Origin of the sequence: Streptomyces sp. NPDC006510 (assembly GCF_040611955.1) — a bacterium.
GTDB lineage: Bacteria > Actinomycetota > Actinomycetes > Streptomycetales > Streptomycetaceae > Streptomyces.
On record NZ_JBEXPH010000017.1, the window covers coordinates 33,107 to 51,668 of the forward strand.

Sequence of the window (18,562 nt, forward strand, 5' to 3'; positions counted from 1 at the left end):
TCTTGATAGCGGAGCTGTTCGGACGTTTCGGCAACGCCGCGAGGTGCCGTGCCAGACGCCGCGCCCCGGCCATGATCCGCCGGGACAGGCCCTAGCCCTGGCGGGCGAGGTCCGCCGCGCCCACCAGTCCCGCCTTGCCGCCCAGTTGGGCCGCGAGCACCTGGGCGTGCGGTCGCCATTCGCCGCCGATCAGCCAGCGCCGGAACGACTTGCGGATCGGGTCGAGCACCAGCTCGCCCTCGTCCGACACACCGCCGCCGACGATGAACGCGGACGGGTCGAAGAGCGAGGCGAGGTCGGCGAGTCCGGCGCCGGCCCAGCGGGCCAGCTCGCGGAACGAGTCGATCGCCACCGGGTCGCCCTGCCGGGCGGCCTGGCTGATGTGCTTGCCCTCGATGCCGTCCACCGTGCCGTCGCCCAGCGACAGCAGGATCGTGGCGCTCTCCGGGGTGGCGTTGGCGCGCTGCTTGGCGTACCGGACGAGTGCGCGTCCGGACGCGTACTGCTCCCAGCAGCCCTGGCTGCCGCAGCCGCAGAGCAGCCCGTCCGGGACGACCCGGATGTGGCCGAACTCGGCGGCCACGCCGAAGCGTCCGCGGCGCAGCTTGTTGCCGATGATGATGCCGCCGCCGAGGCCGGTGCCGAGCGTGATGCAGATGACGTCGTCGTGGCCCTGTCCGGCGCCGAAGCGGTATTCGCCCCAGGCCGCGGCGTTGGCGTCGTTCTCGACGACGACGGGAAGGCCGACGCGCTGTTCGACCTTGTCCTTCAGCGGCTCGTGCCGCCAGTTGATGTTCGGCGCGAACAGCACGGTGGCGCGCTTGTCGTCGACGTATCCGGCGGCACCGATGCCTACGGCATCGATCTGGTGGCCCTCGCTCGCGCCGGACACGGCCGTCGCGATCGCGTCCACGATGCCTTCGGCCGTCGGCGGGGTCGGCACCTTGTGCGTCGAGAGGATCCGGCCCTCTTCGTCGACAACTCCAGCCGCGATCTTCGTGCCGCCGATATCGACGCCGATGGTGAGTCCCATGAATCCCTCAGTTCCGGTCGAGCCCCGCTGTGGCCAACCGTACCCGAGCCGGGCCCCCGGCCCATCGGTGCCGATCAGTCCAGGTCGATGTGCTCGCCCCCGGCGGGGCCCTCGTCACGGGGGTCGGAGGGGTCGTCGGCCTTCTTCTCGGTGCCTGCGGGGTCCCCGGCGCCCTGGGTCCAGCGGCGCTCCTGGCCCTCGACGGCGGAGCGGTAGGCGGCGAGGAGTTCGCTGCCGGCCGCGGCGATGTGGTCGAAGACGTCCGGATTGCGCTCGATGACGGGCTCGACCGCGGACTTCGCCTGCTTGATGATCTGCTGCACGGTGCCCTGGGCCGCCGCGCCGAACAGCGGCGACTGGAGGGACGAGACCTTGTCGGCCACGGCGTCGACCAGCTTGCGCAGTTCCTCGGCGGCGGAGCCGGGCGGCGGGCCGTGCTGGGCCCGGCGGCGGGCCTTCTCCGCTTCGAGGTCCTCGGCGCAGGCCTTCGCCCACGCGTCGTCGTCGACGGGACGATCGGTGGCATCGCTCATGGCGGACTCCTGCGACGTGGTGTGCCGGCGGCCCGGCATACGGGGCGCCTACTACCGACGTTACCCGAAGCGTGACGCGCCGTTCAGCCCGTCCGCGGCCACAGGCCGGGGTCCGGCGTGAACCGGACCCGGAGCACCCCGTCGGTGAGGGCGGCGCCGGAGACGGTGCAGCGGCGCAGTCCGGACTCCAGCGGGACGATCCGGTGGAACGGGCCCACGGTGAGCAGCAGTTCGTCGCCGCGGCGGACCAGCTGGAGGTCCTTCTTGACCGCGCCGGGCAGCGGCAGGCACCAGACGAGGACCGGGTCGCCGTCGCCGGACGGCGGGACGGTCACGATCCGGGCGCCGGGCAGCAGTCCGTCCAGGCCGTCCGGGGCGTCGGGGCTCTCGATCCACCAGGGGTCCCCGGCCCGGCCGGGGCTCCGCTCTTCCGGTTCCGGGACCAGCCCGTCGCCCTCGGACGGACCGCCGTCGGGGCCTGCCGTGGTGCCGAGGCGGGTGAGGTCGTCGAGGCCCTGCGGGTCGCGGCCGAGGTGGGGCACTTCGCACAGCGCGGCCTCGGGCGCCCATTCCTCGTACCAGCGGTCGACGGTCTTCTCCTGCTGCGCGGCGAGCGCCGCGAACCAGGGGTCGCCGGAGTGCCTGGGCAGCACCCGGTTCACCGCGAGGGTGTCGACCCGCAGTCCGTGCAGGGCGAGGCCGGTACGGGCGGTGCGCAGGGCGTCCTCGGCGGCGGGGCCGGGCTCCGCGACCAGCCGGAGCGTGGTGTTGCGGTCCTCGATCAGGGCCTGGACGGCGGCCAGCTCGGCGTCCCTGCGGGCGGCCGTCTCGTACAGCCACTGGGCGGGCATGGGCACACCGGCGAGCTGGGCGAGCATCGGGCGCAGAGCGCGGGCGGCCTGGCGTTCCGGGGGAAGCAGCCGGCGCAGATAGCGGCGCAGCTGTTCGGGGAGGGCGAGCAGGGCGAGCGCTTCGCGCAGCGGTGGCAGGTCGACGACGAGGAGGTCGTGGCCGCGGCGCGACCAGTCGCCCTCGGCGGCGCGGCGCAGGGCGTGCAGCAGGGCGAGCTGGGCGCTGCCGGGGAGTTCGGTCAGTTCCTCGCCGTCCAGCCGGTTCCCGCCGAGCAGGTCGAGCACTCCGGACGCCTGGTCCTGGAGGGCGAGGAGTTCGCTGCGGAAGTGCTCGCCGGAGTCGATCCGGGCGGACCACAGCCCGTCGGTGACCTCGGTGGGTTCGGTGGCCTCGGGGAAGCCGGGTATGCCGTCGGCGGTCAGCAGCAGGGTGCGGCGGCCGCGGCGGGCGGCGGCCAGCGCGGTCGCTGCCGCGACGGTGGTACGGCCGGCGCCGCCGGGGCCGGTGACGAGGACCGTACGCATCGGGTCAGACCTTCGGGATGGACTCGACGCGCTTCTTCAGACCGGCCAGGGCCCGGTCGATGATGACCTTCTCCGCCTTGCGCTTGATCATGCCGAGCATCGGGATCTTGACGTCGACGGTCAGCCGGTAGGTGACCTCGGTGCGGTCGCCGTCGCCGAGCGGGGCCAGTGCGTAGGAGCCGTCGATGGCGCGCAGCATCTGGGACTTGACGAGGGTCCAGCTGACCTCGTAGTCGCCGATCCAGGTGTAGGCGAGCGTGTGGTCGTCCTTGATCGCTCCGGCGTCGAGGACGAGCCGGACCTTCTCGGCGCGGCCGTGGTCGTCGGTGGAGAGGACCTCGGCCTCCTTGACCTCGCCGGTCCACTCCGGGTAGCGGGCGAAATCGGCGATCACTCCCATGACGTCGGCCGGTGCCGCCTCGATCGTGATGCTCGAGCTGGTGTGTTCAGCCATCGCCGTGGCTCCTCCAGTGCGGTGTACCGGTGCGTCGGCAGAGGCCTGCCGTCAGAAGGCTATCGCGTGTGCGCGGCGCCTCGTTCCAGGGTCCGGTGCCGGTGTTGTCACCACTCCAGGGCCCAGGGCCTGCCGGTGGACGCGAAGTGACCGACGTTCACGCATTCGGTGGCACCGATCCGCATCCGGCGGACCAGCGGCTGATGGACATGGCCGAACAGTGCGTACCGGGGGCGGGTGCGGCGGATGGCGTCGAGCAGGGCCCGGCTGCCGCGCTCGAAGCGGCGCGCCACCGTGTCGTACGTCAGCTCCGGCACATCGGGCGGGATGTGGGTGCAGAGCACGTCGACCGGACCGAGCGCCTCGATCTTCGCCGCGTACTCCTCGTCGCCGATCTCGTACGGGGTGTTCATCGGGGTCCTCAGCCCGCCGCCGACGAAGCCGAACACGCGGCCGCCGATCTCGGCCCGTTCGCCGTCGAGGACGGTGGTGCCGGGGTGTGCGTACTCGGACCACAGGCCGGGGATGTCGACGTTGCCGTAGGTGGCGTACGTCGGTGTGGGGAAGGCCGCGAAGAGCTCGGCGTACTGCTTGCGCACCGCCGAGACGATCGCGGCGTCGCGGTCCCGGCCCGCCCACAGGCCCCGGCCGAACTCGCGGGCCTCCTCGAAGCGGCGCGCGGTGCGCAGCGCGACGATCCGGTCGGCGTTCTCCACACCGAAGAGGTCGGGGAAGATGCCGCGCGAGTGGTCGGCGTAGTCGAGGTAGAGCACCAGGTCACCGAGGCAGACCAGCGCGTCGGCGCCGTCCCCGGCGCGGGCCAGCGCCTCGGTGTTGCCATGCACATCACTGACCACATGGATGCGCGTGCGCTGTCGGGTCGATGTGCCTGGGCTGTCCGGTCCGGCTCGCATGACGATCACCCTAGAACCCTCCCGGCCACCTGGGTAGAGGCCGTCGGACCTGCGAATTCCTTCGCCCGGTCACGCGGGTGGACTACTGTGCGCCCAAGGATCACCGATCTGTGTGACGCGTAAGACATCTGGCCGGAACCCCCTATCGGGAATCGAGTACTCGTGGGTAACGTCCGGGCAGTCCAGTCGTGCCCACCCCACTGAGCACCTGCCAGTCTTGGACCGCATCCGGTGCGTCGCACAGAGCCGTGGCACCGGAGCCCGATGAGGAGCAGCAGTCTTGCGCGAGTTCAGCCTTCCGGCCCTGTACGAGGTTCCCTCGGACGGCAACCTGACGGATCTCATCCGCCGCAATGCCGCTCAGCATCCCGATGTCGCGGTGATGAGCCGCAAGGTGGGGGGCGTGTGGACCGATGTCGACGCCGCGCAGTTCCTGGCCGAGGTCAGAGGCGTCGCGAAGGGCCTGATCGCCGCGGGCGTCGAAGCCGGTGACCGGGTGGCCCTGCTCTCGCGCACCCGCTACGAGTGGGTGCTGCTCGACTTCGCGATCTGGAGCGCGGGCGCGGTCACCGTCCCGGTGTACGAGACCAGTTCGCCCGAGCAGATCCAGTGGATCCTCGGTGACTCCGGTGCCGCCCTGTGCCTCGTGGAGTCCGATGCGCACCAGGCCTCCGTGGTCTCCGTCCGGGCGGAGCTGCCGGCCCTGAAGGGCATCTGGCAGATCGAGGACGACGCGATCCGTCAGTTGACGGCGATCGGGGAGGACGTCTCGGACGAGACGCTGGACCTGCGGATGGTGAGCGCCAAGGCGGACGACCCGGCCACCATCGTCTACACCTCGGGCACCACCGGCCGCCCCAAGGGCTGTGTGCTCACGCACCGCAGCTTCTTCGCCGAGTGCGGCAATGTGGTGGAGCGGCTGAAGCCGCTCTTCCGTACCGGCGACTGCTCCGTGCTGCTCTTCCTGCCCGCCGCGCATGTCTTCGGACGGCTGGTGGAGGTGGGCTCGGTGATGGCTCCGATCAAGCTCGGCTGCGTATCGGACATCAAGCACCTCACCGATGAACTGGCCTCGTTCCGGCCGACGTTGGTCCTCGGTGTGCCGCGGGTCTTCGAGAAGGTGTACAACGCGGCGCGCGCCAAGGCGCAGGCCGACGGCAAGGGGAAGATCTTCGACAAGGCCGCGAACACGGCGATCGCCTACAGCCGCGCGCTGAGTACTCCTCAGGGCCCGCCCCTGGGCCTGAAGTTGAAGCACAAGATCTTCGACCGGCTGGTCTACGGCAAGCTGCGGGCGGTGCTCGGCGGGCGCGGCGAGTACGCGATCTCCGGCGGTGCGCCGCTGGGCGAGCGGCTCGGCCACTTCTACCGCGGGATCGGCTTCACCGTCCTGGAGGGCTACGGCCTGACCGAGACCTGTGCGGCCACCGCCTTCAACCCGTGGGACCGGCAGAAGATCGGTACGGTCGGCCAGCCGCTGCCCGGTTCGGTCGTGCGGATCGCCGACGACGGCGAGGTGCTGCTGCACGGCGAGCACCTGTTCACCGGCTACTGGAACAACGAGGCGGCGACGGCCGAGGCGCTGGCCGACGGCTGGTTCCACACGGGCGACATCGGCACGCTCGACGAGGACGGCTATCTCGCGATCACCGGCCGCAAGAAGGAGATCATCGTCACGGCGGGCGGCAAGAACGTCGCTCCCGCGGTGATCGAGGACCGGATCCGCGGGCACGCCCTGGTCGCCGAGTGCATGGTGGTCGGCGACGGACGGCCGTTCGTGGGCGCGCTGGTCACCCTGGACCAGGAGTTCCTGGGGCGCTGGGCCGAGGAGCACGGCAAGCCGGCCGGCTCGACGGCCGTGTCGCTGCGCGAGGACCCGGAGCTGCTGGCCGAGGTGCAGCGGGCGGTGGACGACGGGAACGCGGCCGTGTCCAAGGCGGAGTCGGTACGCAAGTTCCGCATCCTGGACTCGCAGTTCACCGAGGAGGCGGGCCACATCACGCCGTCGCTGAAGCTGAAGCGGAACGTGGTGGCGAAGGACTTCGCGGACGAGATCGAGTCGATCTACCGGGGCTGACCGGCATCCGTACGCGAGAGGGCCCGCACGGCGTGTGCGGGCCCTCTCGCGTACGTGGCTCAGAGCAGCGCCCGGAGCCGTTCGGCGAGCAGGTCCCAGCGCCACTTCTCCTCGACCCAGGCCCGGCCCCGCTCCCCCATCCGCTGCCGCAGCTCCGGGTCGCGGAGCAGGGTGACGATCCGGTCTGCCGACTCCTCCACGCTGCCGCCGCTCACCACCCACCCGGTCTCGCCGTCGAGCACCGCGTCGGGCGCGCCGCCCGAGTCGCCGGCCACCACCGGGAGCCCGGTCGCGGACGCCTCCAGGAAGACGATGCCGAGGCCCTCCACGTCGAGGCCGCCGCGACGGGTGCGGCACGGCATGGCGAAGACGTCGCCCGCGCCGTAGTGGGCGGGAAGCTCCTCCCACGGCACCGGTCCGGTGAACCGTACGGACTCCTCGACGCCGGTCTCCGCGGCCAGCCGCTTCAGCTCCTCGGCGTACGGTCCGCCGCCGACGATCAGAAGCACCGCGTCCGGCACCTGCGCAAGGATCGCGGGCATCGCGAGGATCAGCGTGTCCTGGCCCTTGCGCGGCACGAGCCGTGACACACAGACGACGACGGGCCGGTCCGAGAGCCCGAGCCCGGCCCTCGTCCGGTCCCCGCCCGACTCCGGGTGGAAGGTCTTCTCGTCGACGCCGGGCGGCAGTTGGGACATCCGTCCCGCGGCCGCGGGGGTGAGTGCGGGGGCGATCCGGGAGCGGGTGTACTCGCCCAGGTACGTGATCGTGTCCGTGCCCTCGCCGATCCGGCGCAGCAGCTGCCGGGCCGCGGGCAACTGGGCCCAGCCCGCCTCGTGTCCGTGGGTGGTGGCGACCAGGCGGCGGGCGCCGGCCCTGCGCAGCGCCGGTGCCATGAGCCCGAGCGGGGCCGCGGCGCCGAACCAGACGGAGGTGCAGCCGTGCTCGCGCAGCAGCCGCACCGCGCGCCGGGTGACCCGCGGGGTCGGCAGCAGCATGGTCGTGGGGTCGCGTACGACGGTGAACGGCTGCTCGGCGTCGAAGTCGGCGGTGGCCGCGATGCCTTCGGGGCTCCGCTTCCAGGTGGAGGCGTAGACGACGATCCGTCCGGGGTCCAGGCGCAGCGCCATGTTGTGCAGAAATGCCTGGATGCCGCCGGGGCGGGGCGGGAAGTCGTTGGTCACGATCAGGGTCTTGTCCATCCCGGCCGACAGTACCGGGCGGTCCGGCCCCGATGGCTCGCGCACCGGCCGTGCGGGCATCATGGCTCCTCGTACCGAGTGCCCAGCGGGTACCCCCTGATGAAAACGGATGAGGCGGTCATGACGGGATCGACCGGCGCGCGGCTCGCTGTCGCGGTGTGGGCCCTGACCAGGGTCGCGCTGCTGCTCTGCGTCACCAAGGTGATCACGCTGCCCGGACCGGACGTGACCAGTGATGTCTCGGTGATCTACCACGGCTGGTCCGAGGTCCTGAAGACCGGTACGTATCCGGAGTCCGACGTCACCTGGCAGTACCCGCCGCTGGCCGCGCTCGCCATCCTCTCCCCCGCGCTGCTGCCGTTCCTGGACTACGCCTCGGCCTTCTTCGTCCTCGCGTTCGTGTGCGACCTGCTGGTGCTGGGGCTGCTGCTGTACGCGGGCCGGGGGAACGGCCGGTGGGCGGCGGGCGCCTGGGTGTGGGTGGCGGGGGTGCCGCTGCTCGGCACGACCGCGTACGCCCGCTACGACGTGATGGTCACGGCGGTGGCGGTGGCGGCGCTGCTGGCGGGGCTGCGGCATCCGCGGGTGCTGGGGGCGCTGGCCGCCGCCGGTGCGCTGCTGAAGGTGTGGCCGGTGCTGATCCTGGCCGGTACGGCGCGCGGCCGGCGGACGCGGCTGGCGTGGACGGCCGCGGCGGTGACGGCGGCCGGGCTGCTGGTGGTGTGCACCGTGGCGATGCCGGGGGCGCTGGCCTTCCTCGGCGCCCAGCGCGACCGGGGCACCGAGGTCGAGTCGCTGGGCGCGCTGGTCTTCCATGTGGCGCGGCAGTTCGGCTGGCAGGGCCGGGTGGAGTACCACTACGGCTCGATGGAGTTCCTGGGTCCGCACGTGCCGCTGGTGAGCACGCTCGCCCTCGGTCTGTCCGTCCTCGCGTTCGGCTGGCTGCTGCTGTGGCGACTGCGGGCCCGTGAGTTCGGCGCGAGCACCCCGGCGGACGCGGCGTTCACGGCGGTGCTGCTGTTCACGACGACGAGCCGGGTGATCAGCCCCCAGTACATGCTGTGGCTGGTCGGCCTGGCGGCGGTCTGCCTGGTGTTCCGCGAGAGCCGGATGGTGCTGCCGGCCGGTCTGGTGCTGCTGGCGACGGGCATCACCCAGTGGGAGTTCCCGCTCGGGTTCGTGCATGTGGTGACCAGCGACGCGACGGGCGTGACGCTGATGTTCCTGCGCAACGGCCTGCTGGTCGCGGCGACGCTGATCGCCTGCCGTCGGCTGTGGCGGCAGACGGTCCCCGGGGCGGCGCGCGACGGCGGAGGGTCCGCCGCCCGGTCCGGCCTCGACCGGAAGGCGGAGCCGGTCGGCTCCTGAGCCGTACGCCGTGCTCAGCCGAGCGCGGAGCGCAGATACTCCCGCCAGAGCACGATGAAGTCCTGCGGAGTCGTGTCGAGGACCTCGTGCATGGCCTGCTCCACGGCTCCGTCCCGTCCCGAGTGCCCTCCGACGGCCCGGTAGAAGGCGAGCAGCTTCTTCTCGCCCCAGTGGTCGGCGATCAGCTCGCAGGCCGCCCAGCCGCCCTCGTACGCCCGCGCCAGGCGCGCGGGGTCCCCCGCGAAGCCGAAGTCCTCGTCCGTGGGGAGCGCGGCGGGCAGATCGCCACGCAGGACGGCGTCCGCGAGTTCGGGTGCGATCCGTGCGGCGGCGCGGTCCTCGGCGCGGTAGGCCGCCCAGTCCGCGAAGCCCTCGGAGAGCCAGGTCGGGGTGGCCGAGGAGGTGCGGGCGCGGGTGGCGACGTGGGTGGTCTCGTGGGTGAGGACGACTTGCTGCCCGAAGGCGCCGAGCGTGCCGTACGCCTGCGGGTTGACGATCACCCGGTCCGCGGGGTTCCGGCCGGTGCCGCCGGTCCGCCCGGTGGTGACGGCGGCGATGCCCCGGTAGTCCGCCGCCGTCGACCCCAGCAGCCCCGCCATGTCCTCCACCGTCCGCGGTACGAGCACCACGACCCGGCCCGCCCAGCGTTCCGGCCAGGCACGGGAGACGGCGGGCACCGCGCGGTCCGCGGTCCGGGCGATCCGGCGCAGCTCCTGCTCCGTGCGGCCCACCCCGAGGACCAGGCTGTGCTTCCCGGGCACCACCCGGACGTCGCCCTGCTGCCAGAGCTGCCGGCCGTCCTCCCCGTCCGCCGCCCGGTCGCCGGCGACGTACCAGCGGCCGTCCGCCCGGTCCCGCCTCAGGTCGAGCACCCGGTCCGCGGTGACCGGGGCGGCGTCGTAACCCTTGATCCGGTAGCGCAGCTCGACGTCGGCGGTGGCCCGGTCGGCGCCCCGCGCGGTCACGTCGTGCAGCCGGTACGTCCATGAGCTCAGCGGTATGTCCGCGAGGTTGCCGAGTTCCCGGCGCTGGGCCGTGCGCAGCCCGGTGGCACGCGGGTCCGTGGTGGCCAGATAGGCGTCCGTGTCGTGGGCCAGCACGGCGGCCGCCCGGCGGTCCAGCGTGGCGCGGACACCGCGGGTGGTGGAGCCGGGGGCGGCGTCGTCGGGGGCCGCGCAGCCGGGGGCGAGCAGCAGCCCGGCGAGCAGCGCTCCAGCCGCACGCCGTCCCGCTCTCCTTCCCCGCCCATCACTCACCCGATCGAGGGTACGGTCAGACGCGGGTGACCGACGAGACGGGCATCATGCCGACCGGGTCGTAACGGACCGCGGCGCCCGGGTACGGCGCGTGGATCACCTGGCCGTTGCCGACGTACATCGCGACGTGGCCGGCGTCCGCGCGGTAGACGACCAGGTCGCCGGGGCGGGCCGCGGAGAGCGGCACCATGTGTCCCGCGTACCGCTGGGCCTGCGAGGTGCGCGGCAGGCTGACCCCGGCCTGGGCGTACGCCCACTGCATCAGCCCGGAACAGTCGAATCCGGCCGGCCCGTTGGCCCCCCAGACGTACGGGCGGCCCAGTGCCTGCCGGACCGCCATGACGGCGGCCGCCGCGCGTGCGGAGCCGGCCGGCAGATCGGCCATGGCGGGGTAGGCGCCGTCGCGGCCGGAGCGCGAGGCCCGCTCGAACTCCGCCCGGTCGGCACCGGGCAGCGTGTCCAGCAGCTTCCTGGCCTCGGCGAGTTTGCGCTCGACGGTCCGTTTGTGGCGGGTGGCGGCCGCCCGGTTGCGCTCCAGTTCGGCCAGCGCGCGGGCCGCCTCCGCGCGGGTCTGCGTGAGCCCGCGCTGGACCTGCTGGAGTTGGCGCAGCTCGGTGGCCTGAAGGCCGGTCAGACGCTCCAGTACGGCCGCCCGGTCGAGGTAGCTGTCCGGGTCGGAGGAGAGCAGCAGGGCGAGCGAGGGGTCGATGCCACCGGAACGGTACTGCGCGCTCGCCGCCGAACCGAGCACCGTACGCATCCGGTTGACCTGCTCCTGGCCGCGGGCCGCCCGGTCCTGGGCCCGGTCGACCTCGCCGCGCAGCCGGTCGGCGTTCTCACCGGCCTTGTTGTACCGCTCGGTGGCCTGCTCGGCCTGGGTGTACAGCCGGTCGATGCGGGCCTCGGGGGTCCGGGGCGCGTCCTGCGGGTCGGCGTTCGCGGTGGCCGCCCCGAGGGTGGCGGCGGCGGTCGCCGCCGCGGCCGACAGAACGGTGGCCCGGACGCTCAGGTTGAGGCCGGGCTGTGTGGAACGGCGATGGGACACCACAGGACGCCGCACTCCCTTCCGCTGTACGCAGCCGCGCGCAGCCCCTGCCACCCGGGGCGGGCGGACCGACGAACGGGAGCTGCACGGCAGGCAGACAGTAGCCGGACGGTCACGGAGCGGCGAACGGCCGCGCCGGGCGGAAGGCAACAGAAACGGCGACGCCCCGCCGGTGACCTGTGGTCTCCGGCGGGGCGGACGGTCTGCGCGGGCGCGGGAATTCGCCCGTTCGGACGTCGTCAGCCGACGCGCACGCCGAACTGGAAGCTGCCGATGGTGTCCATCGACTCGAAGCGGACGAACGTGCCCGGGTACGGGGCGTGCAGGAGGGTGTTGTTGCCCGCGTAGAGGCCCACGTGCGAGGTGTTGTTGAAGAAGACCAGGTCGCCCGGCTTCAGCGCGCTGCGCCCGATGTGGACACCGTCGTTGACCTGGGTGTACGTGACCCGGGAGATCTGGACGTTGGCCTGGGCATAGGCCCACTGGGTCAGCCCGGAGCAGTCGAAGGACCCGGGGCCGGTACCGCCACGGCCGTACGGCTTGCCCACCTGGGTCTTGGCGGCGTTCAGGGCGGCGGCACCCCAGGCGGAGGCGGGGACCTCGTTGCCCAGCTCGACCCGGTCGCCCGCGGAACGGCTGGCGCGCTGCTGGTCCTCGCGCATCTTCGCGCGCTCGGCGGCGGTCATCGAGTTGAGCAGGCGCTGCGCCGCGCCCAGCTTGGTCTGGAGGGTCTTCTTCTTCTCGCCGAGCGTCTTGCGTACGTCCGCGAGGTCACCGAGCTTGTCCTGGGCCTCCTTGCGCTGCTGCGCGAGGACCCGCTGCTTCTCCTGGATCTTCCCCAGGGTCTCGGTCTGCTTGGCCGTCAACTGGTCGAGGGCCGAGGCCTCGTCGAGGAAGGTGTCCGGGTTGGACGAGAGGAAGAGCTGCACCGACGGGTCGATGCCACCGGAGCGGTACTGCGCCGCGGCGAGCGAACCGAGGCCGTTGCGGAGCGTGTTGATCTCCTGCTGGCCTCGGGCCACCTTGTCCTGCAGCGCGCTGACTTCCTTCTGCAGCTTCTGCTGCTTCTCCTTGGCGCCGTAGTACTTCTCGTTGGCCTCGCCGGCCTCGTGGCTGAGCTTCTCGACCTTCGCCCTGACTTCGCCCTTGGAGGGCTTCGGGTCGGCGTGGGCCGCCTGGGAGGTCAGGGCCACAGCCGCGGCGGCGGTCGCGGTGAGCACGGTCACACGGGCGCGGCTCGGCTGCTTGGGACGACGGTGGGACGCCACGGAGGCGAGCTCCTTCTTCCTCGAGCCGCCTACCGGGCTGTGGGGGATTCGAATCCCCGGCTCCGTGCACGTCACGGACTCGGCGGTGCCTTCACTGTCACCCCGGATGGGTGATCAACCGTGCGAAGGTTCGAGGCCCGACCCTAGTGACCATCTTGTGATCAGTTCAAATCCTCACACGAAAAATCTCGTCACAGGCTGCACTTCTTTACCCACGACGCACGGGCTGTAGCGGTGACTTGACGGTCCGTTCCCTGATTTCCACCAAGACCCGGCAAGTGCCGCTAGACACGCGAAAGGCGCTTCAGGAGCAAGACGGACGCAACGGGCCTGGCGCCCGCCATCGCCACTCCGTCGGCGACTTCGCGGTCGGTGGAGACCACCACGACGGGTCTGCCCGGAGGTTCGGCGCGCGCCAGCTGACGGATGAGCTCGTCGGCGGTCACACCGGGCTTGCTGAACAGCACCCGGACCCCGCGCGGCGGTGCGAGCAGCACCGGGGCCGCCAGCTCGGCCCCGTCGAAGACACAGGTCATCTCGGCGCCGGTCTGCGCGGCGAGCACCGAGAGCCCGCCCAGCAGCCGCAACCGCTGCTTCTCCAGCGGCAACTGCGGATAGCCGGTCTTGGTGACGTTGTAGCCGTCGACGATCAGATGCGCCTGCGGCAGCGCGAGCAGTTGGTCGAGCAGGGCCGGGTCGGTCTCCGAAAGCGCCCTGGCGGCAATGTCCTTGGGCGACAGCCGGCCCGGCTCGACCGCGTCGACGCTGTCCGCGGGACGCATCGAGGAGGGCGGCAGGGCCAGTTCACGGCGGAGCCCGCTCGCCGCGTCGAGCACCGTGTCCAGCAGCAGCCGCAGCCGCATGTCCTCGACCGAGCGGCCCTCCCTGGCGGCGCGGCGGCCCGCCTCCACGGACGCCTCGGCCTCACCGAGCCGAGCCTTGAGCCGGCGGCTCTCGCTCTCCGCCGCGGAGACCTGGGCGGCCGCCTCGGACCGTACGGCGTCGGTCTCGGCCCGGCTGCGGCGCAACGCGGCCTCGCCGCGCTTGACCTCGTTGACGGCGCTGCGCAGCTTGCGCTGAAGGGATTCGGCTTCCTTGCGGGCCGCGTCCAGCTCGCCGCGCAGCCGCTCCGTCTCGCTCTTCGTCTGGGAGCGGGCGCGGACGAGTTCCTCGCGCAGCCGCTCCAGTTCGCGGCGGCTCTCCTCGTCGGCGCGCTCGGCGTCCGCGCGCTGGGCCTCCTCGCCTGCGGCGGCGACCAGCTTGACCCAGCCCGCCGGGCGCAGCACATAGGCCGCCGCGGCCACATCGACGGGGTCGGCCGCGGCGGGCGGCGCACCGGCTTCCAGGGCGGCGGCCAGCTCCGGCTGCTCCTCCTTGAGCCGCTCGCCGATGCGCTGCCGGAAGAGCGCGTCGCCCTCCAGGGCGGCTGCCATCGCGTTCCCGGCGAACTTGGCCCGCCGGGTCGGGGTGAAGCGGGCGTACTGTCGCAGCTGGGCCGGGAGTTCGGTGACCGTCAGGCCGCCGAACGCGTCCGAGACCAGCGCCACGACCCGCCGCCGTACACCTTCGGGCAGCGGGCGGTCGAGCGCCTCCACGGCGCCGTCGGCCGCCTCGGCCGACTCGGCGCCGCCAGCGGGCTGCTCCACCATCCGTCACCCCAAATGTCTGTGGGCGCGGCTCCGTCAGGAGTCGGCACCCGGCCTGTCCACCAGTTCGATCTGGTCCACCGCGTTGCACCAACGGCAGCGCACCGACTCGATGGTCTCACTGACCACCTCGCGTTCCTCGACGCTGGACTCACCGGCCAGGTCGAGATGGACATATTCGACGACCTTCGAGGAGCGCGTCACGTCGAAGCGCGTGAGATTTCCGCAGAGCGTGCAGCGCCAGCGGGTCCCGTCGGTCGGCTGGGGAACCGTCGTCATCGTTGCGTCCTCTTTCGTCGAGCCTCGTGCTGCCTTGCTTCAAGGATCTCGCGGTGCGCCGTCGAACTGCGGATGTCCTGCCGCAACCCTACGGCCTCGCCGTGTCCCCCCGACACGGCGAGGCGGTCTGTCCCGTTCCCTCCGCTTGCGTCATGCTCTGTTCATGATCGATCGGCGAGCTGTGACCGGTGGGCTGCTGCGTACGGTCACCCCGGGCGGACCATTGGTGACCCATGCCCTGATCGCGGCCTGCTCCCTGGTCTTCGTGATCAGCCCGCTGTCCGGCTTCAACCCGGTCCCCGGCACCGCCGACGCCCTGCTCGCCGCCCAGGCCGGGTACTTCGAACGCTGGGGCGTGATCCCCAGCGAGCTGTGGGAGGGCTCCGCGCGCGCCCTGCTCACCCCCCTCACCGCCCTCTTCGTGCACGGCAGCTGGCTGCATCTGCTCGGCAACTTGCTCTTCCTCTACGTGTTCGGGGCGATGACCGAGGAGCGCATGGGCCGGGTCGGGTTCACCTTCTTCTATGTCATCTGCGGCTATCTCGCCCTGGTCGCCTACGCGGCCGCGCACGCCACGTCCGACCAGACACTGGTGGGCGCGTCGGGGGCGATCTCGGCGGTGCTCGGGGCGTTCCTGTACCTGTTCCCCCGGGCCCGGGTCACCAGCCTGTTCCCGTTCCTCTTCTTCCTGCCGCTGCGCTTCCCCGCCTGGATCGTGCTGGTCTTCTGGTTCGTCCTGCAGTGGCTGGCGGTCCAGGGTGCGGGCAGCGGAGGGCCGGGCGTGGCCTATCTGGCCCATGTGGTGGGCTTCGCACTCGGCTTTCTCTACGCCTGGGGGCGTTACCGGCGTACGGATAGAGTGAAGGCACCAGCCACGGCCACCGAGGGAGACAGCCAGCCGTGATCACCGCGATCGTGCTCATCAAAACCAGCGTGGACCGGATTCCCGAGATCGCCGAGGCCATCGCCGCGCTGGACAGTGTCAGCGAGGTCTTCTCGGTCACCGGTACGTACGATCTCATCGCCATGGTCCGGGTGGCCAAGCACGACGATCTCGCCGATGTCATCCCCGGCCGGATCAGCAAGATCCCCGGCGTCGAGGCCACCGACACGCATGTGGCGTTCCGTACCTACTCGCAGCACGACCTGGAGGCCGCCTTCGCCATCGGCCTCGACGCATAGGCACACCCTTCACGGTGTGACACTTCGGCGGGGGACGGGCTCGACTGCCCGTCCCCCGCCGAAGTGCTGTGTGCCGTCAGAGCTGCGCCGCACCCCGGTCCGGGACGCAGCGGCCGTCCTCGGTGCGGTACTTCCACTGGGCGCCCTCGCTCACCAGCTCCCTGACCGCGCGGACGAAACGCTCGATGTGCTCGTCCGGGGTACCGGCGCCGAAGCTCACCCGGATCGCGTTGAGCGACCGCTCCCCCGGCTCGGCCTCCGGCGCACCGCACTCGCCGACCTCCTGCGGGTCGCTGCCCAGCAGGGTGCGGACCAGCGGGTGGGCGCAGAACAGGCCGTCGCGGACCCCGATGCCGTACTCGGCGGAGAGCGCGGCGGCGAAGTGCGAGCTGTTCCAGCCCTCCACCACGAAGGAGATGACGCCGACCCGCGGGGCGTCGTCGCCGAACAGCGAGAGCACCTTGACCTCCCGAACCCCGGCGAGCCCGGTCCGGACGGCATCGACGAGGTACTGCTCCCGGGCGACCAGGTCGTCGAAGCCCGCCTCGGTGAGCGCCTTGCAGGCGGAGGCGATGGAGTACACACCGATGACGTTGGGGGAACCGGCCTCGTGGCGGGCGGCGGTGGAATGCCACTCGACGTCCACACCGCCGTCGGTGCGACGGGCCACCTTGCGCGAGGCGCCGCCGCCCGCGAGGTAGGGCTCGGCCTCCTGCAGCCAGTCGGCCCGGCCGGCGAGGACGCCCGAGCCGAAGGGCGCGTACAGCTTGTGTCCGGAGAAGGCGACCCAGTCCACATCCAGGTCGGCGATGTCGACGGGGTGGTGCGGGGCGAGCTGGGCGGCGTCCAGCACGATCCGGGCACCGTGCGCGTGCGCGGCGGCGGCCAGCTCCTTCACCGGCCAGAGTTCGCCGGTGACGTTGGAGGCGCCGGTGACACAGACCAGCGCGGGGCCGTGGGGCTCGCGGTCGGCGAGCGCCCGCTCCAGCGTCTCGACGGCCTGGGCGGGGGTGCGCGGGGCGTTCAGGTACGTCACCCGGGCGTCGCGCCACGGCAGCAGCGAGGCGTGGTGCTCGGTCTCGTACACGAAGACCTGGCAGTCGGCCGGGACGACCGCGGCCAGCAGGTTCAGCGAGTCGGTGGTCGAGCGGGTGAAGATCACCTGGTCGTCGGCGCGGCAGCCGAGGAACTCCGCGACGGTCGCGCGGCTGTTCTCGAAGAGGTCCGTGGAGAGCTGCGAGAGGTACCCGGCCCCGCGGTGGACGCTGCCGTAGTACGGGGCGTACGCGGCGACGTCGTCCCAGACGCGCTGGAGCGCGGGGGCGCTGGCGGCGTAGTCGAGAGCGGCGTACGTGACCTCACCGCCGGTGACCAGCGGAACCGTCACATCCTTGCCCAGAACCGGCAGAGGGGCACAAAGCGACTGGTCGGCGGCAGCGGTGAAGACAGACATGGCGAACTCCCGTAAGAGGCAGGCGAATTGCATGCGCCGGCGGATACGCGGCAGCGCAGCGGAAAGTGAAAGAGGGGTGTGCGGAGGAGGGCCGGAAGGCCCTATCGCATTCGCGTGCTCACAAGAGGCTCCCTAGGGACCAGGACCCCGGGGGCTGGCATTCACAGATGCCGAGGGGCCCGCGCTTGCCGCAGACCTCGCTGCCTACGGCCTGGTCTTCACCCGGGGCACCCCGCCACGGACGGAGGGTTGCCGGACAGCGGGCCGGGGCCGTAGTCGCTGTCACTCATGACCTGCCCAGCATCTTGCCATACGTACGAAGACGCGCAAGGCGCAGTCCAGGATCCGGACTTCGCCCCGCGCCACATCTCCGCCCGTTCAGGCGTTGCTGACCGCCACCCAGCGCTCCAGCGCGCGGGCCGCCGCCCCGGAGTCGATGGACTCGGCGGCCTTCGCGATACCGGCGGCGAGCTGCTCGTTCAGCGTGCCGTCCGTCGGGTCGAGGGCCACCAGGGCCGCCGCCGAGTTGAGCAGCACGGCCTCCCGCGCGGGGCCCCGCTCGCCGGCCAGCACCCGCCGGGCCACATCGGCGTTGTACGAGGCGTCCGCACCGCGCAGGGCCTGCACGGGCACCAGTTCCAGGCCGACGTCGCGCGGGTCGAACGCCTCCTCGCGCACCGTTCCGTCCCGGACCACCCATACCCGCGAGGTCGCGGTCGTCGTCAGCTCGTCCAGGCCGTCGTCGCCGCGGAAGACCAGCGCCGAATTGCCGCGCTCGGCAAGGACTCCGGCGACGATGGGCGCCATCTTCAGGTCGGCCACGCCGACGGCCTGGGAGCGCACCCTGGCCGGGTTGGTGAGCGGCCCGAGAATGTTGAACGTCGTCGGCGTGCCGAGCTCCTTGCGGGCCCGGGCGACATAACGCAGGGCGGGGTGGAACTTCACCGCGAAGCAGAAGGTGATGCCCGCCTCCTCGGCGACCTCGACGACCCGCTGCGCGCTGAGGTCCAGGTTGACGCCGAGCTTCTCCAGCACGTCGGAGGAACCGCTCGCCGACGAGGAGGCGCGGTTGCCGTGCTTGACGACCTTGGCGCCGGTACCGGCGACGACGACCGCCGACATGGTGGAGATGTTGACCGTCTTGGCGAGGTCGCCGCCGGTGCCGACGATGTCGACCGTGCGACCGGGTACGTGGATGGTGTTGGCGTGCTCGTACATCGCCCGCACCAGGCCGGACACCTCGTCGATGGTCTCGCCCTTGGCGCGCAGGGCCACCGCGAACCCGGCGATCTGCACATCGCTCGCCTCACCGCTCATGATGCGGTCCATCGCCCACGCGGTTTCGTCGGCGGTGAGGTTCTCGCCGCGCAGCAGGGGGTTCAGCACACCGGGCCAGGAACGGTCCGCCACGCTGTCGCCGCCGATCGGGGTCACAACGTTCATGGTCCGCTCCTGGGTCCACAGCCGGTAAAAGGG

The 18,562-nt window shown here is 72.0% G+C and carries 17 protein-coding genes and 1 riboswitch; of the genes, 4 read left to right on the forward strand and 13 right to left on the reverse strand.

Annotation, left to right across the window (positions count from 1 at the left end):
• Positions 1-91 precede the first annotated feature (91 nt).
• The 5 genes from ABZY11_RS08345 to ABZY11_RS08365 all read right to left on the reverse strand — a co-directional run bounded on the left by ABZY11_RS08345 (position 92) and on the right by ABZY11_RS08365 (position 4,310).
• Positions 92-1,033: an ROK family glucokinase gene (locus ABZY11_RS08345; protein ID WP_356478374.1), complete on the reverse strand. Its 942-nt coding sequence runs from the start codon at positions 1,031-1,033 to the stop codon at positions 92-94.
• 74 nt (positions 1,034-1,107) lie between these two features.
• Entirely contained in the window at positions 1,108-1,566 is a 459-nt protein-coding gene (locus ABZY11_RS08350; protein WP_356478375.1) for a DUF5304 domain-containing protein, read from the reverse strand.
• An 83-nt stretch (positions 1,567-1,649) separates the two neighbouring features.
• Positions 1,650-2,942 carry an ArsA-related P-loop ATPase gene (locus ABZY11_RS08355; RefSeq protein WP_356478376.1) on the reverse strand — a complete coding sequence of 431 codons (1,293 nt, stop codon included), beginning with the start codon at positions 2,940-2,942 and terminating at the stop codon, positions 1,650-1,652.
• A gap of 4 nt (positions 2,943-2,946) precedes the next feature.
• Positions 2,947-3,396, reverse strand: coding sequence for an SRPBCC family protein (locus tag ABZY11_RS08360; RefSeq protein ID WP_356478377.1), 450 nt, complete (start codon positions 3,394-3,396; stop codon positions 2,947-2,949).
• 107 nt (positions 3,397-3,503) lie between these two features.
• On the reverse strand, positions 3,504-4,310 hold the full coding sequence (locus ABZY11_RS08365; protein ID WP_356478378.1) for a metallophosphoesterase: 807 nt from the start codon (positions 4,308-4,310) through the stop codon (positions 3,504-3,506).
• Positions 4,311-4,590: 280 nt separating this feature from the next.
• Here ABZY11_RS08365 and ABZY11_RS08370 point away from each other — a divergent pair, with 280 nt between their 5' ends.
• A complete protein-coding gene (locus ABZY11_RS08370) occupies positions 4,591-6,387 on the forward strand; it encodes an AMP-dependent synthetase/ligase (RefSeq protein ID WP_356478379.1) in 1,797 nt (598 codons plus the stop codon).
• 59 nt (positions 6,388-6,446) lie between these two features.
• On the opposite strand, the gene ABZY11_RS08375 is transcribed toward ABZY11_RS08370, so the two are convergent.
• The gene (locus ABZY11_RS08375; RefSeq protein ID WP_356478380.1) at positions 6,447-7,589 is read right to left on the reverse strand and encodes a glycosyltransferase family 4 protein; all 1,143 of its coding nucleotides are present in this window, start codon (positions 7,587-7,589) and stop codon (positions 6,447-6,449) included.
• 120 nt (positions 7,590-7,709) lie between these two features.
• Here ABZY11_RS08375 and ABZY11_RS08380 point away from each other — a divergent pair, with 120 nt between their 5' ends.
• On the forward strand, positions 7,710-8,957 hold the full coding sequence (locus ABZY11_RS08380) for a glycosyltransferase 87 family protein (RefSeq protein WP_356478381.1): 1,248 nt from the start codon (positions 7,710-7,712) through the stop codon (positions 8,955-8,957).
• Positions 8,958-8,971: 14 nt separating this feature from the next.
• On the opposite strand, the gene ABZY11_RS08385 is transcribed toward ABZY11_RS08380, so the two are convergent.
• The 5 genes from ABZY11_RS08385 to ABZY11_RS08405 all read right to left on the reverse strand — a co-directional run bounded on the left by ABZY11_RS08385 (position 8,972) and on the right by ABZY11_RS08405 (position 14,451).
• Positions 8,972-10,213 carry a hypothetical protein gene (locus ABZY11_RS08385; RefSeq protein ID WP_356478382.1) on the reverse strand — a complete coding sequence of 414 codons (1,242 nt, stop codon included), beginning with the start codon at positions 10,211-10,213 and terminating at the stop codon, positions 8,972-8,974.
• Between the two features lie 16 nt (positions 10,214-10,229).
• Positions 10,230-11,261, reverse strand: a complete 1,032-nt coding sequence (locus ABZY11_RS08390) for a C40 family peptidase (RefSeq protein WP_356478383.1) — start codon at positions 11,259-11,261, stop codon at positions 10,230-10,232.
• Positions 11,262-11,497: 236 nt separating this feature from the next.
• Entirely contained in the window at positions 11,498-12,526 is a 1,029-nt protein-coding gene (locus ABZY11_RS08395; RefSeq protein ID WP_356478384.1) for an NlpC/P60 family protein, read from the reverse strand.
• A gap of 284 nt (positions 12,527-12,810) precedes the next feature.
• Positions 12,811-14,175 carry an NYN domain-containing protein gene (locus ABZY11_RS08400; protein ID WP_356478385.1) on the reverse strand — a complete coding sequence of 455 codons (1,365 nt, stop codon included), beginning with the start codon at positions 14,173-14,175 and terminating at the stop codon, positions 12,811-12,813.
• 33 nt (positions 14,176-14,208) lie between these two features.
• A complete protein-coding gene (locus ABZY11_RS08405) occupies positions 14,209-14,451 on the reverse strand; it encodes a hypothetical protein (RefSeq protein WP_014156692.1) in 243 nt (80 codons plus the stop codon).
• Positions 14,452-14,614: 163 nt separating this feature from the next.
• Here ABZY11_RS08405 and ABZY11_RS08410 point away from each other — a divergent pair, with 163 nt between their 5' ends.
• A complete protein-coding gene (locus ABZY11_RS08410; protein ID WP_356478386.1) occupies positions 14,615-15,355 on the forward strand; it encodes a rhomboid family intramembrane serine protease in 741 nt (246 codons plus the stop codon).
• On the forward strand, positions 15,352-15,633 hold the full coding sequence (locus ABZY11_RS08415) for an Lrp/AsnC ligand binding domain-containing protein (protein ID WP_093543818.1): 282 nt from the start codon (positions 15,352-15,354) through the stop codon (positions 15,631-15,633). The genes ABZY11_RS08410 and ABZY11_RS08415 overlap by 4 nt, the downstream gene beginning before the upstream one ends.
• A gap of 76 nt (positions 15,634-15,709) precedes the next feature.
• Here the strand turns inward: ABZY11_RS08415 and ABZY11_RS08420 are convergent, their stop codons facing one another.
• Positions 15,710-17,086: an aminotransferase class V-fold PLP-dependent enzyme gene (locus ABZY11_RS08420; RefSeq protein ID WP_356478387.1), complete on the reverse strand. Its 1,377-nt coding sequence runs from the start codon at positions 17,084-17,086 to the stop codon at positions 15,710-15,712.
• Between the two features lie 176 nt (positions 17,087-17,262).
• Positions 17,263-17,380, reverse strand: a riboswitch (SAM riboswitch).
• A gap of 84 nt (positions 17,381-17,464) precedes the next feature.
• The gene (gene trpD / locus ABZY11_RS08425; protein WP_356478388.1) at positions 17,465-18,529 is read right to left on the reverse strand and encodes an anthranilate phosphoribosyltransferase; all 1,065 of its coding nucleotides are present in this window, start codon (positions 18,527-18,529) and stop codon (positions 17,465-17,467) included.
• Positions 18,530-18,562: the final 33 nt, after the last annotated feature.

Bases quoted from the DNA above. Each gene is read 5' to 3' on its own strand.
- ABZY11_RS08345 (WP_356478374.1), bottom strand. From the start codon at position 1,033: ATGGGACTCACCATCGGCGTCGATATCGGCGGCACGAAGATCGCGGCT.
- ABZY11_RS08350 (WP_356478375.1), bottom strand. From the start codon at position 1,566: ATGAGCGATGCCACCGATCGTCCCGTCGACGACGACGCGTGGGCGAAG.
- ABZY11_RS08355 (WP_356478376.1), bottom strand. From the start codon at position 2,942: ATGCGTACGGTCCTCGTCACCGGCCCCGGCGGCGCCGGCCGTACCACC.
- ABZY11_RS08360 (WP_356478377.1), bottom strand. From the start codon at position 3,396: ATGGCTGAACACACCAGCTCGAGCATCACGATCGAGGCGGCACCGGCC.
- ABZY11_RS08365 (WP_356478378.1), bottom strand. From the start codon at position 4,310: ATGCGAGCCGGACCGGACAGCCCAGGCACATCGACCCGACAGCGCACG.
- ABZY11_RS08375 (WP_356478380.1), bottom strand. From the start codon at position 7,589: ATGGACAAGACCCTGATCGTGACCAACGACTTCCCGCCCCGCCCCGGC.
- ABZY11_RS08380 (WP_356478381.1), top strand. From the start codon at position 7,710: ATGACGGGATCGACCGGCGCGCGGCTCGCTGTCGCGGTGTGGGCCCTG.
- ABZY11_RS08400 (WP_356478385.1), bottom strand. From the start codon at position 14,175: ATGGTGGAGCAGCCCGCTGGCGGCGCCGAGTCGGCCGAGGCGGCCGAC.
- ABZY11_RS08405 (WP_014156692.1), bottom strand. From the start codon at position 14,451: ATGACGACGGTTCCCCAGCCGACCGACGGGACCCGCTGGCGCTGCACG.
- ABZY11_RS08410 (WP_356478386.1), top strand. From the start codon at position 14,615: ATGATCGATCGGCGAGCTGTGACCGGTGGGCTGCTGCGTACGGTCACC.
- ABZY11_RS08420 (WP_356478387.1), bottom strand. From the start codon at position 17,086: ATGTCTGTCTTCACCGCTGCCGCCGACCAGTCGCTTTGTGCCCCTCTG.
- trpD (WP_356478388.1), bottom strand. From the start codon at position 18,529: ATGAACGTTGTGACCCCGATCGGCGGCGACAGCGTGGCGGACCGTTCC.